The organism is Nostoc mirabile CHAB5784 (assembly GCF_020829645.1).
GTDB classification, from domain to species: domain Bacteria; phylum Cyanobacteriota; class Cyanobacteriia; order Cyanobacteriales; family Nostocaceae; genus Nostoc; species Nostoc mirabile.
On sequence record NZ_JAIVFS010000149.1, the window covers coordinates 1 to 13202 of the forward strand.

Sequence of the window (13202 nt, forward strand, 5' to 3'; positions counted from 1 at the left end):
TGCGCGGTGGAACCACACTGAACCCTTCCCGAACTCAGAGGTGAAACGCTGCTGCGGCCACGATAGTTTAGGGGTAGCCCTACGCAAAAATAGCTCGATGCCAGGATTCATTTTTCTAACTAAAGCCCCAAGCTCATATCAGAGCTTGGGGCTTTTGTTTATCATGAATTTAGTATTGGATAAATCGCTATGACTTATCCATTCACGTTGCAGATCGTTTTCATTTATTATTGCAGAACTTATACCAATTCTTTATGAAGCTACGCTAAATAAGGCTTCAAGGATAAAGTCGTAAGAAGTGAGGAGTGCAAAAGCTAAGCTGATACGCAGCTAAATTTAATAAACAGCATTACCTTTATTTTTAATCTTGCGCTCCCATTTAATAATAAGACCTCCTTCATTTAGCAATTTATTTAACAAGTCTTCTAGCTGTGATACAGACTCGAATAATCTATGAGCTATATATTCTTTTGCTGAATGCCAAACCAATTCAATTAAATTATAATCTGGACTATAAGGTGGTAGAAATTCCCGGATAATATTTGGCATTTCTGTCTTAATATGAGCTAAAATATCTTTTCTTTTATGAAAGCTTGCATTATCTAGAATAATCACTATTTTCGCCGAACATTTCTTGAAAGTCTCAGTTGGATTTCCTTGCTCTATCCATTCAAGGAATGAGAAAATTATTTAAAGATTTCAGCTGCTCATAAAATACATCTGCATTTCCTTTTTTAATCACAAAATTCATTCTCCTCTTGTCGTGATAACGCGTAACCCTCCCATAATATTTACCGGAGGCGGAGCGTCTCCGGCTCCGCTCTTCCTCAACTTCAAAGCCCTGTGATTTGTTTTCTTGTACCTTTTTTACCCCAATTTTTTCTTCTTATCACTCTTAAACTAAATCCACTCTCATCCCAAAACCATACCTGTAAACGCTCTGGAGCTTCCTTTGTTATTCTTAAGTATTCTGATAATTTTTCTTTAAATGCCTTACGTGTTTCCGGATTCTGTTTGTCCTCTAGGCTGTATTTTGCCCAAAGGTAAACATACTTTTTTGGTTCTTCAGTACTTACTATGCCAAATTATTAGCTAGAAACGTAAAATAATATTAAAAATTGTATTAAAAAATTACTAAAAGCACTGTGATAATTGACACATAATGAATATTTGTTGTTAGCTGTAAATCAAGAAAACCCTTTTAGAATGGGGGTGTGAGCTTTTATAGCAAATAAAATAAGTACGTATAGATTTGTGGCGTGGGTATAAAACATTAGTAACAGAATTAATGCCGAATGCTCAAGTAGTAGCAGATAGATTTCATGTAATGACACAGGTGAATAAGGAATTAGATACACAAAGAAAAAGAGAAAAACGAAATATAGAAGAAATAATATAAAAAAGCAAAACTAACAGCACAAAAAGCTGAATACGAAGAAATATTATTAGGATTGAAAAATAGTAAATATCCCTGCTTAAGAATGAAGACAACTTAAATGAGGAGCAAGTGCATAAACTTATCCAAGTTAAAAATGTATCTCCTGTTTTAAAAGTAATGCATGAACTAAAAGAAAAGATTAGAAAAATTTTTAATAAGACAAATGATTGGTATACGGGAGTATTTAAACTAGGTATGTGGTTATCGAGAGCTAAAAAATATTTTCCCAATAGCAATAATACTATTATTCGTTGGTTTGATGAAATTATTGCTTACTTTGATAATGGGACAAATAGTGGGATGGTTGAAGGAATTAATAACAAACTTAAACTGATTAAACGTTCTGGATATGAATTTAGAAGCTTTGAAAATTTCCGAGCTAGATGCTTATTAAATTGGCATTTTATTTATTAGTTTAGCATACCAAGTACTGAAGAACCACTTTTTTCGCTCTAATATTCTCCCAACTTGCGAACCACTTAACTTAATTCCTGTTATCTCTCCAAGGTATGTGGCTAGTCTTGCTGCTGTCCAACGGCCAAATTCATATCCATACTCTACTGGTTCTTTTTCAATTATTTCTAATAATAAATTCTCGTATTCTTTGGTAACTTTGCGGAAGTTACCTTCTCTTCTTCCATCTAAAAAACTTTCTAAGTTATCTGGATCGCCGTGAACTGCCCAATATGCTACTGTTGGATATGCAACGTCTAAAAACTTACTAATCTCTTGATACGTCTTTCCATCATTCATTAATAATAAAATCAGAATCTTTTCTCTTACGTAGGGATTTTCATGCTCTTTTAGCGTTTTTAGTAACCGTTCCTTCTGCTCTTTAGAAAGATGGTTTTTTGCTGGCATAGGTGGCTGATAATAAATTAATTACTTAATCTCATATTATACAATCAAGCTGCGTAACAGCTTATACCTCGTCAAGTTGGTTAGGACTTACGCAACTGGCACAAGTGATAGCGCTTGCATTCTCGCCGAGCGCCTAACAACTAAACGATAGACATGGCAATATCCGGACGTTTTAGCTGCTTAACTAAATAATTTGACAATAATCCATACTTAATTTGATAAATTGTTTGACCACTTTTATAAGCTAAATTTTTGAGCCGAAGCCAAACTAAAATAGCGCAAGCAATATGATTTCTTTGAATACGACCTTTGCGATATTGGCATGATTCAATACCAGTCAATTGTTTTAATTCTCTATGAACAGAACTCAACCTTCCATCGAACTTTACACACTTTTTGTACAACGTCCGTAGAATCTTGAGATAAATCGTTTGTAGCGATAAAATCCGTTCTGTTGGTGGAGACAGTGACCCGGAACAGTTTCACTTTTTTTGCACCTGGAAACTTTTTTATTTTAACTATTTTACCTGATTTTAGCTCCTCTTCATCCCAAGATAACAATTCAATTCTTTTATAATTTTCTCGATCTCCCGTATCATCAACAAGTCGATTACGTTTCAGAGGGCAATAATAATATTTGCCTAAACCATCAATATATAACATTAATTTATTTGTCACATACCAACTATCCATTAAGACAGCTTTAAATGGCAAATTCTTGTGATATACAAGGTTCTGCATCATTTCTGTTACATGCTCTATTTTTGTTTTACCATCACTATCTGGGTCATAAATTCGATAGTCAACTACCCAAAAATTTCCGGTTTCATGATTGACATATATACAATTTATTAATCCAATCCCTTGGATTACACCATGCTCGTTGCCACTATATTGTCGTTTACTTGTCTCTATTTCTTTAGCATATCGTTTATCAATTACTGTGTCATCGAAAACTAGATATGCATGAGCATTTATTTCAATGACATCTTTGACATTATCCCAAAGTAAACGTGGTGTTAACAAATCAATCTTGAGATAGCGATTGATTTGATCGTGGCTAATCTGTTCTAAATGCTCTGCCAAATTTGTCAGAGTATAATTAATTTGACTACTCAGTAAGTATTGGCAATAGTTAAGTTTAGTAAATTTCATCGCTATACGACTTTTTTGATCCACCCTCTATTAATTCTCTCATAAAATTTCTCAGACAACTTTGCACAATTGATTACTATTAGTAATTCAAGCAAGAGCCAATCACTGAAATTCCATCTTGATAATACTTTTGTACTATTAGATGGCGATCGCGCTGTGCCAGTTGCGTAAGTCCTATTGGTATTGGTGTAACAAGTGTATTTCGCTATTTACGTTAACTTGCGATGCTTCTTCAACCAAGCTTGCAAGCGTGACAGGAATTTCAGAGGACTCATCCTGTTGCAATTCTATTAGATCAGTATATTCACTCAATAAATGAGAAAGTTTTAAGCCGACTGTTGATTTTCAGTCAAATCCCAAATTACGAGGGGCACCACCAAAGTCTGCTAGATAAAACCAGATGTCTTTAGTTAACGTCAGTTCGACAGAACTAAAAAACGGCAGGAGGTAGTACAGGCAAATCTTTTGGATAAATGTCAATCGACGCTTTTTTGGGCAAATAGGTGTAAGCAGCCAAACCAGCCATCAGATTGACCTAGAAGTTAAAAACACTACGGCGTCCTTTAGTGTTCAATTTGACACATGTTTTTGAGATAGTCATTGACCGACTCAATTACCGCCCGTTTGCGTAAAATAATTTTATCAATCAGTTAAACCAAACGGTTTTTCATCTTATTTTTGGATTTTGTAACTAACTCTAAACCTCGCTCGTATAACTCCTCAAATAATTTTTGCGAAATATAGCGCTTCTCGTTTGGATGCAATACACTTTAACCTCTTTGCAACGCTAGCTCTTAAAAGGAGAGAGGCTTTGAGTCTTACTCCCCAACGCTAGCTCTTAAGGGGCTGTTCTTGTTAGGTCTTTATTTCATGCAATTGAGAACCGCTATATATCCTCGGTCTCCAAACATTTTACCAAACATCAAAAATGATCGCTCGTCCAGCCTGGAAACCTAAAAGAGCGATCGCTACCTTCGGTTTTGAAGCCAAGTATGGCAGTCAGTTCCCATATTTAGGTTAAAGGTTGATCACCCTCTCCCTGTTGTCTCGTCCCCGCCTCTGATCGTGGTGCAGACATGATTTGCTTTTGCTGTTCTTGTAGCCAGGTTTCAAAGAGTTCATTCAGCAGGCGCACTTTCATAAATTCATCCAGTTGTGCGGGGATAAATTTTTCCAACCGCAAAATCACGAACCAGTCGGCGATGCGGGTAGGGGGCAATATCTGACCTGGTTGACTGCTAGATAGCATTTGCACCATTACCGGATGTAGTGCATTCAGTTCAATCGGGCCTACTAAGCCTCCTGTTTGGGCTTCTGGCCCGAGTGAATATTCACGCGCCAAGTCAGCAAAAGAGTTTTCTTTTGCCTGAATGCGGAAGTAAAGTTCTTGAGCAATTCCCACATCCTGGGTTCGCAGTAGAGAATAAATTACTTTATCTAGTTTTGTCTTGGACTGAAAAAAGTAGGATTCTAGTTTATTACCCCAAGTAGCTTGCTTGAATTTTTCAATTTTAAGCTTACGAGTGATAATAACTTCTAGTTGTTCGGGAGTCAGCCCTTGATGTGCCATCCAAGCCTGGATGTCTTCTTCATTTTTGAACTGTTTTTCAGCGTAAAACTGCTGTTTAGCTTGGGCTACTTCCTCAGGTGTACACTCTATTGCTACCTTGGCGGAGCGTGAGTTTTGCTCTATTGCCTCATCAATAATCAATTCGCGCTGCAAATGTGGCAGCATTTGGTAACTTGCCAGTAAGGAAATCAGTTCACTAGCTGTGATTGTACGATTACCGATTTGGATCGCTTCAGTCATTAGCTTTCGGGCATCTTAAGAATATCTGGTCTGTCAAAGAAGCTAAACCGTAGCCCACTCACTGGGAGCTTTTGTCTTAATTTTACCGAGTTAGGTACGCTAACTTCACTTTCGTAATAATTAAATAGTGGCTTTAACATACTTTAAAATATACAGTTTATATGAGTTTTTATCAAAGATTCTACGTAAATACGACCAGATGTGAAAAAAAAGGACAAAGATCAAATGGGAGCATCCCAATTTTGCAATTTTACCAAAATAGTTACCAGTTAATTGCGATTGCTTTGCTTCACTGCGTTACGTACCCTGCGGGTTCTCCAAAGGAGTACGCAATGACAAATTATGTTTTTACAGATTTGGGATGCTCTCGGTCAAATGACTAATGACACTTCTCGCCACTGCAACTTAGAAGGGCGTTGTTATCAGACTGAGCTAGGGTGCTTTGAGATAACCTTCTCCTAACAAAGGTGTTTTAGTTAACCAGAAATACTCACTCTATAGCGAGTCTCATTTTAATCTGACTTTTCCCATTATCTTTTTGGTAGAGCGATGTCTACGAAGGGCTGCGCCTACGCTCACTATACCTCTATCCAAAAGTCCTACTATGTATCCTGCAACCAAAAATTTTAACGTTTACAACGACTCTAAGTAATTTAAAAGATCCGCCATTTCTTGGGCACTAGGTTGGAATTTGGGCATTGGCGGGGTTTCCCCACTGATCACCTGGCGAATCAGTCCATATCGAGACTTGTGCTTTGAGACAGCTTGCAAACTGGGCCCTACTCGCCCGTCTGCTTCCAAGCCATGACAACCAGCACAGTTAATTTGAAAGATCGCGTGTCCTTGAACTGGGTTTCCTGTTAAGGATAGAACACTCTTGACGTATGGATCGGAGGCTTGAACCAACTGAACACCAAAAAAGCCCAAAGGGACTGCTAGCAGTATAGCCAGCGTCAATAAAACGATCCGCTGAATCAAAATTTCAGGTTTGGTAATCTGGTTATCCAAAAGGTTTGCTGTGAAAATCTAGGTGTGCTAAAAAGTTTTCATTTCCTACACATAGCTTAAAAGTTCTTGATTGTGTCTGCAAGCACAGAAGACTATTTTCTTGTGGGCAGTCGCCCTTCAAAAAGGCTGTAGGGCGCAGGATTCATACGAAATTTGGTAAAATCAAAAACAGGCAACGAATATTTAATAATTTCAAAGAGGAGATTTACAGTGGTTGAACCCCTACTATCAGGTATTGTCCTTGGTCTAGTTTTCGTCACCCTCGCCGGACTGTTTTACGCTGCCTATAAGCAGTATAAGCGCCCCAGTCAGTTGGGGGGGTAAGCACTGCTGAGTTTTGTTAGCGGATAGCTATGTGTTTTAGCCTGTGCTGAGTTTTGAGTGGGAAAATGAGGGGGATGAGGGGGACAAAGTAGAATTTTATCCTCCTGCTCCTTTGTCTGCCCCCTCTTTTCTCATTGCACAATTCTGTAGAAAATAAGTGATGTGTTGCCATAAACTTTCTCGCGGCAAATTTCCCAAGCGGGAATCTCTGGCGGTGTCCAACCTTGTGAGGCGTGTTCAACTGCGATTTCACCGCTAGGATCTAAAAGTTGATATTGAGCGATCGCTTCTAATACTGGCTGGTACAATCCACTTGCATAAGGTGGATCAAAGTAAATTCTATCGAATTGCTTGCCTGATAAAGTCTTTAACTGTTGGACAATATCTCCCCGCAATACCCGAAGTTCTTGCTCGGCATTCGCTACCTGCTGCCAATTTTGTTGGATGGTGGCACAGGCTCGGCTCGATTGTTCAATTCCCACTACTAGGCTGGCTCCTCTACACAAAGCCTCTGCGCCCATTGAACCAGTACCGGCGCACAAATCTAGCCAGCGACAACCTGCAATTTCTCCCTGCCAAATATTAAACACTGCCTCCCTTACCCGCCCACTGGTGGGTCTAGTTTCTTTTCCTGGTAAAGTTTTTAGCTGGCGATTTCCGTAAATTCTCAGGCTCATTGGTTATTAGTCATTGGTCATTAGTCACTTGTACTGAGCGTTCGCCTAGCGTCTCGTAGAGAAGCCGAAGTATTAGTTTTAGACAAAGGACAAAGAACAAATGACAAAAATAGTATTAGGCAGGAATTTTTTCGCGGACTTGAGCAACAAAATTAGATAAAATTTGCAATCCGATATTAGAGGATTTTTCGGGGTGAAATTGGACTGCCATCAGGTTTTCGTGAGAGATCGCAGCTGTGACGGTTTGAGTACCGTGAGTGATGGTTGCTGCACGGATTAGCGGGTCTATTGGGTCAACATAGTAGGAATGGACAAAATACACCCAAGGATCGGACGGTAAATGCTCCCACAAAATACTTTTTGGTTGAGTCACTTCCAGCTGATTCCAACCCATGTGAGGAATAGTGATGTCAGGTTCTGAGCGAAACCGCCGCACTTTTCCTTTGATAATTCCTAGTCCTGGTTGGGTACCTTCTGCACTTGATTCAAAAAGAATTTGCAATCCTAAACAAATTCCTAAGAAAGGTTTACCAGATGCGATCGCTTCTTTAATAGGTTGTTCCAAACCACGCGATCGCAGGTGTTGGACTGCTGGATCAAATGCTCCCACTCCCGGCAGAACTATTGCATCTGCCTGCTGTAATTCCTTTGGAGAATAAGTAACATTAGGAGTTGCTCCAGCTTTTTCCAAGCCTTTGCAGACTGAGTGCAAATTTCCCATCTCGTAATCTACGACCGCAATTACTGGCATTCACCTGCTCCTTGTAAATTTATTATGGAGGGTTTTTCTATTCTAAATAATATTTGTTATGAAGAAAAGAATTCTATTAACTTCTTTTGACATTTGGCTAAAAGATCAACAGTCGAATTCTTCTGATGATTTCTTACTTGAAGTTACCAAACTTGATCTGATATCAGATGACTTAAGTTTTTTACGCCAGTTACCCGTAGATGTGCAACTTGCCAGTACTCAGGTAATGAAAAAAATCAATGCAATTCAACCTGATTACATCGTCTGTTGTGGCATGGCTGCAAGGCGTACATAATTAAGTGTGGAAGCAGTTGCTAAGTAGCTAGGCGAGAATAAATCAAATTAGATTAAGTAATGTAAAAAATCTTGAGATTATTTTGTAGTCACAGCTTCAGCCCTCATTTGAGGACTAAAGTCCTCTCTACGAGACGCTGCGCGAACACTACAAACCTTTAATTATTTACGCTGCTCTACTTAACTATGGAGAAATTGTTTTGCACAGAGCAGTTGATTTAGAAAAATTAGTGGCGGGAGCAACAGCAATTGAGATTAGGCACGACTGCGGTAAATTTGTCTGTGTTCGCGTAGTGTCTCACAGAGAGTACTTAAGCCAAAGGCAACTCACGGTACGTTGTATCTTTGCCCACGTTCCGGTTCTCAATCAAGAAAATTTGATGGGGATTCTTGCAGATTCCGTATTAATTATTAACAAACTGGCACTTTCATCAAGTTGTTAATGTCTGTATGGTGAAAGAAATATCTAAGTGTATGTTGCCATTGTTACTAATTTTCCCAATTGCTCAATTAACTCCTGCCACGCCACCACCTGAAGAAGTCGTACAACCACAAGAAGTGCGTCCTTTACCAGACCAATTGGATACAGTACCAACGTTTAACAGCAATAGTCCAGAATTGGTTTTGAAAGAAGGAATTTTACTCTCTACGTTTCCACCAGATGGCAAAAAAGTGCCAAGGGCGCATCTGAATTTTCCCTTTCGAGGACGATTTGATATTTTTGCCCACCATATTGCTAAAGCTGAACCAGCAGAGAATTTGCGTAGGCGTAGCCCGTCGGAGACATCGCTGTATCTAGGGATAATTTTGCACAATCCTAGTTCTGAACCAGTGAAGGTGAATATTTGGCAGGCGGCGAGTTATTTGAGTCAACCGGATGCACCATTTATTGAGCTACCATCCTTTAGCCAAAATCTTTTGGGTACAATTTTTGCCGGCCCAGGCGATCGCGTCATGTCTGATGTACTAAGGGGACGGCGACAAGAGATTTTTCCTGCCCAAATTGAGATTCCAGCAGGGCAAAGTCGAATGTTACTCAATCTGCCAATTCCTGTGCAGGGACTGACACCACCCCTCAATGGTCGGTCTACATTGATCCGACTGCAAAGTAATGGCACTGTCTATGCAGCTAGCCTAGCCATGTTTGCACGGGTTAATCCTGATGGCAGTGAGCGAACGCCTACTTTAGAAGAGTGGCAAAATTTACTAGATAATGGTGATTTGGCTGGGCCACGGGATAAAGCGCCCACTCCCTTAGAGGAAACTGGCAAACCAAGAATTTATGGGCGTGTTGCTGGAGTGGCTGGTGGTTCACGATGGAGAGCTTTATTAGTAGATAATCCTAAAGCCAGGTATTTGACTATTCCCCAGCCTGGTCAAATGTTTTCCTACCCTCTGAGTAGCCTGCATGGCGGGACATTAGGAACTGGTCAAATTCAAAGTGCTACTATGCTGGTGCGCTATCCTGACACCGCATATCGCGCTCATGGGAACTATGGGATTCAATATAATCTCAAGTTGCCGCTATACAACAATACTCAAAGTCCTCAAATTGTTAGTGTGTCGATACAAACACCACTCAAGGAGGATCAATTAGGAAAACCGGGGTTACGCTTTCTTAGTACACCAGCCCGTCAAGTATTCTTCCGAGGGACAGTTCGGGTACGTTACAAAGATGAGCAAAATCAGCCGCAGACTCAGTTTGTGCATTTAGTGCAAAAGAGAGGTCAACCAGGGGAACCCTTAGTTTTATTAAATATGAAAGCAGGCGATCGCTCTTTAGTAGAAGTTGACTTTCTCTATCCGCCAGATGCTACTCCACCACAAGTATTAACAGTTTCAACTCAAGCTGAACCTCGGTAATGAGTTATGGGTAATGGGTAATAGCTTTTCTCCAGCTACCTATTACCAAAAAATATTAGTCAACTTTGTGAATACTACAAAAACGCCATCACCAAAACCTAAAAATATTAAAGAAAATGTTAAGAAATTTAACTGTATAAAAGTGCTTTTCACCCCAAATTTGTGTATTTAGAGTGAATACTTATTCCGCTCCATGCATTGCAATAGAAATAGCAGACTATAGCGGGCAATAAAGGGACGGCATGACAACAGATCAAAAAATCAATCAAGAAACTGAGTTAAATTCGCTCCAGCCGCTTGTTGGAACCCTGATTTTACTGGTAGAGGATGAGCCAGATATTGCAGATTTGCTCACCTTCGTTTTGGAAGCAGCAGGTGCAGAGGTGATCGCTTTAACCGATGCAGAAGCAGCCCTTGCCTTGGTAGAATCGCTTCATCCCGATATTCTGCTGTGCAATGTGAAGTTGCCCGATCATGATGGAAATTGGTTAATTGAGCAAATTCGAGTGCATTCTTGCTCATCTATAAGACAGTTGCCTGCGATCGCTATCACTTCTTATACACGGGAAGTCTCAAGTCATAAGGCTTTGAATGCTGGCTTTAATCGATTTTTAGTCAAGCTTGAGAGTCCAGAGGAAATCGTAGGTGAGATTGTTCACCTGCTATCTACCGATCTTTAAATATAAATACTCGGTCGTTTTTGACACTGATTTTTTCTAATAGGCGCTGGGAGGTACAGCTAACTGTACGCTCCTACAAATGACTCTACCTTGAAAACCAAACCCTAAGTGGGTAGGGTGAGATGTTGGATATATTTGTTAACTTTATTGAAAACCCTTTGCTGGCTTTTTTTGCCCTTTGCTCTTAGGCTTGGATTTGTTAACTTCTCCTAAAGCTTCTTGAAATAAATTGTGTAAATGTATAGGGACGCTAGCAATTTCTGGTAACTCTGGCTCAATAGGTTTATTGAATTCTTGCAAAAGTGCGTCTAAGTCGCTTTCAAGACGAAACTCTGGACGTTGCAGAACTGTTTGCAACACATTTTCTAATTTACTTGGATACTGTTGCGCTAATCGATGCCAAATAAAAGCATTAATACTTTTATCTTCAAGGTAGTAGCGAACTAGTTTTTCAGCCCCTTGAACACTTTGCCAGTCCTCTGCCGATAAAATTACTTGTATTTTACTATATGTTGGTAAAAAAATTTGTCCCCAACGAGGATGAGAAAGAGCCGTTACCTGTTCTGCTTTCTTGAGTTCAGGAGGCAAATCAACCTTTGGCATAACCATTTTGCTATTACTGGTTTTGCTGTTAAACATCTGAGAAACTACGTTGGAATCAGCACCAAATTCTTCTGCTGCTGCTTTTATCTCATCGTCTCCAATGCCAGCTGCTTTTGCTACTTCAGCCAAAGATTTAGAAGTATCAATTCCTGCTTCTGCAAAGCGTTTTTCAGTGATTAATTCTTGGAATTCAGCTATTTTTTTATTAAGCTGGTATCCAGGTAGTGTGATTTCATCAGTGCCAAAAAAGTCCACAAACTGCTGATGATACTGTCCTACTGACTGCCAAGCTTCTTCTAGCAAGTCTGGAGCATCGCTGTAAAGATTACTTTTATAGTTTTCTTTGAAATTACCAATTGCTACAGCAAGTTTTGGTTTACCTAATTTCCCCATTATTGTGTATGGGCCAGAAAACATCCAGTAGCTATCGGTAACAGGAGAAATGCGAGTTAGTAAAATTTCTCCTACTTTCAATCGAGATATTGCCTGTAATGTTTGAGTATTATTTGGCTTGACGATGTAGTGTTTATCTGTCAACCAGTTCGTCAATTCAAAGCCATCAGATAAGATGTTTGTAATGGCAAATAAGCCAATAAAACTATGATGCCAGCTGTTGATCAGGTTGCGATCGCTTTCTTCTAAATCTGGATGGCTTTCGATAAACAACTCCAATGGAGATTTATCACCGACTTTCCCGGCTGTCAGAAAGCTATCGATGATTAAGTCCTGCTGTGTACTATCCCCATTTCCACAGCGCAACTGTTCTGCTGCATAAGTTTCCAGTGCTTGTGCCAGTTCGCCTTCAGCATCAAGAACAAAATCAACTAAGGCTTGTTTTAATTGGTGCGATCGTTCTAATATGACATCCACAAGTTAATCTCTCGGTGCAACAGATGTAGATTATAGCGTTTGAGAGAATTGCAGCATCTAGCTACTGCTAGATTTATGGTGACGTGTTTAGGGGATTTAGCCGTCAAGCTTCTTTTAAACTAGATACAAGGCATCACACAAGGTCATTATAGATGGTTGCAACTCCAAATTCTAGCTATATTTCCCCAGAAGACTATCTCAAAGGAGAAGAAACCAGTCCCAATACGGTTCGGATAAGGTTTTTTGATGACACGCCGCTAATCGCAAAGACGCGATAAATCGCCGTCTTTACAATTAGGACTTACGCAAAAAAACTCTCAAACTCTTATTCCTCCGTGTCGCGCCAGTTGCTTCTCCCAAGGGGAGACGCTGCGCGAACAAGTCTCTTAACCGCAAGGGCGCACTGGCTTCTCTGCGTCGCGCCAGTTGCTTCAAGTCTCTTAACCGCAAGGGCGCACTGGCTTCTCTGTAGTAGCCTGCGGCAAGCCGATGCAGCGTCTACGATTTTCCATTCCTTGTGCGTAAGTCCTGACAATAATCAGTCCTTTGTCTTGACGGCGATTTATCGCGTCTCTTGCCTTAACCGAACCGTATTGAAACCAGTCCTATCAAGCATGAATATAGACAGGGACAGGTTTATGCAATGGCAGGAGCAAGTAATACCCATGTAATTATTAGCGGAAATCTGTTTGCTATGCTGAGAAATCATTTGCGCGGGAGTGGTTGTCAGGCTTATATTTCGGGAGCATCTCAGTTTTTAAAGTGGCTCAAACCGACAATAATCCATTGAGGTAGGCACAACGATGGGCTAGAACTTGAGGTACATTGTCTCGCTTCCATTGTGCACCGGAAATCTTAGTGCGACGGT

The 13202-nt window shown here is 40.0% G+C and carries 10 protein-coding genes, 1 rRNA gene and 7 pseudogenes; 9 read left to right on the forward strand and 9 right to left on the reverse strand.

Going from position 1 to position 13202, the window contains the following annotated elements:
* Positions 1–106: ribosomal RNA gene (rrf, locus tag LC653_RS48100) — 5S ribosomal RNA — on the forward strand; the annotation flags it as partial.
* Between the two features lie 230 nt (positions 107–336).
* Here rrf and LC653_RS40710 read toward each other — a convergent pair.
* Positions 337–1058: pseudogene (locus LC653_RS40710) on the reverse strand (IS630 family transposase); the annotation flags it as partial.
* Between the two features lie 230 nt (positions 1059–1288).
* Here LC653_RS40710 and LC653_RS40715 point away from each other — a divergent pair.
* Positions 1289–1852, forward strand: a pseudogene (locus LC653_RS40715) (ISL3 family transposase).
* Between the two features lie 18 nt (positions 1853–1870).
* Here the strand turns inward: LC653_RS40715 and LC653_RS40720 are convergent.
* From LC653_RS40720 to LC653_RS40740, 5 genes and pseudogenes are all read right to left on the reverse strand, one after another.
* Positions 1871–2299: pseudogene (locus tag LC653_RS40720) on the reverse strand (helix-turn-helix domain-containing protein); the annotation flags it as partial.
* Between the two features lie 140 nt (positions 2300–2439).
* Positions 2440–3454: pseudogene (locus tag LC653_RS40725) on the reverse strand (IS701 family transposase).
* A gap of 430 nt (positions 3455–3884) precedes the next feature.
* Positions 3885–4206: pseudogene (locus tag LC653_RS48105) on the reverse strand (transposase); the annotation flags it as partial.
* Between the two features lie 260 nt (positions 4207–4466).
* The gene (locus LC653_RS40735) at positions 4467–5264 is read right to left on the reverse strand and encodes a peptidylprolyl isomerase (RefSeq protein WP_229500992.1); all 798 of its coding nucleotides are present in this window, start codon (positions 5262–5264) and stop codon (positions 4467–4469) included.
* A gap of 633 nt (positions 5265–5897) precedes the next feature.
* Positions 5898–6272, reverse strand: coding sequence for a c-type cytochrome (locus LC653_RS40740; protein ID WP_104908556.1), 375 nt, complete (start codon positions 6270–6272; stop codon positions 5898–5900).
* Between the two features lie 210 nt (positions 6273–6482).
* Here LC653_RS40740 and petG point away from each other — a divergent pair, with 210 nt between their 5' ends.
* Positions 6483–6596, forward strand: a complete 114-nt coding sequence (gene petG, locus LC653_RS40745) for a cytochrome b6-f complex subunit V (RefSeq protein WP_229500993.1) — start codon at positions 6483–6485, stop codon at positions 6594–6596.
* Positions 6597–6727: 131 nt separating this feature from the next.
* On the opposite strand, the gene rsmD is transcribed toward petG, so the two are convergent.
* Both rsmD and hisH read right to left on the reverse strand, forming a co-directional pair.
* Positions 6728–7273: a 16S rRNA (guanine(966)-N(2))-methyltransferase RsmD gene (rsmD, locus tag LC653_RS40750; RefSeq protein ID WP_229500994.1), complete on the reverse strand. Its 546-nt coding sequence runs from the start codon at positions 7271–7273 to the stop codon at positions 6728–6730.
* A gap of 115 nt (positions 7274–7388) precedes the next feature.
* Positions 7389–8024 (reverse strand): imidazole glycerol phosphate synthase subunit HisH, encoded by a 636-nt coding sequence (hisH, locus tag LC653_RS40755; protein ID WP_229500995.1) that lies wholly within the window; start codon positions 8022–8024, stop codon positions 7389–7391.
* Positions 8025–8082: 58 nt separating this feature from the next.
* On the opposite strand from hisH, the pseudogene LC653_RS40760 reads away from it, so the two are divergent.
* The 4 genes and pseudogenes from LC653_RS40760 to LC653_RS40775 form a co-directional block, all read left to right on the forward strand.
* Positions 8083–8316: pseudogene (locus LC653_RS40760) on the forward strand (peptidase C15); the annotation flags it as partial.
* 202 nt (positions 8317–8518) lie between these two features.
* On the forward strand, positions 8519–8761 hold the full coding sequence (locus tag LC653_RS40765) for a hypothetical protein (RefSeq protein WP_229500996.1): 243 nt from the start codon (positions 8519–8521) through the stop codon (positions 8759–8761).
* 31 nt (positions 8762–8792) lie between these two features.
* Positions 8793–10181 carry a DUF3370 domain-containing protein gene (locus LC653_RS40770; RefSeq protein ID WP_229500997.1) on the forward strand — a complete coding sequence of 463 codons (1389 nt, stop codon included), beginning with the start codon at positions 8793–8795 and terminating at the stop codon, positions 10179–10181.
* A 242-nt stretch (positions 10182–10423) separates the two neighbouring features.
* A complete protein-coding gene (locus tag LC653_RS40775; protein WP_229500998.1) occupies positions 10424–10861 on the forward strand; it encodes a response regulator in 438 nt (145 codons plus the stop codon).
* A 144-nt stretch (positions 10862–11005) separates the two neighbouring features.
* Here LC653_RS40775 and LC653_RS40780 read toward each other — a convergent pair whose 3' ends face one another.
* Positions 11006–12334 carry a hypothetical protein gene (locus tag LC653_RS40780; RefSeq protein WP_229500999.1) on the reverse strand — a complete coding sequence of 443 codons (1329 nt, stop codon included), beginning with the start codon at positions 12332–12334 and terminating at the stop codon, positions 11006–11008.
* 152 nt (positions 12335–12486) lie between these two features.
* On the opposite strand from LC653_RS40780, the gene LC653_RS46585 reads away from it, so the two are divergent.
* Complete coding sequence (locus LC653_RS46585) at positions 12487–12612, forward strand: hypothetical protein (RefSeq protein WP_267923405.1); 126 nt, start codon at positions 12487–12489, stop codon at positions 12610–12612.
* 314 nt (positions 12613–12926) lie between these two features.
* A pseudogene (locus LC653_RS40785) lies at positions 12927–13076 on the forward strand (Uma2 family endonuclease); the annotation flags it as partial.
* Positions 13077–13202: the final 126 nt, after the last annotated feature.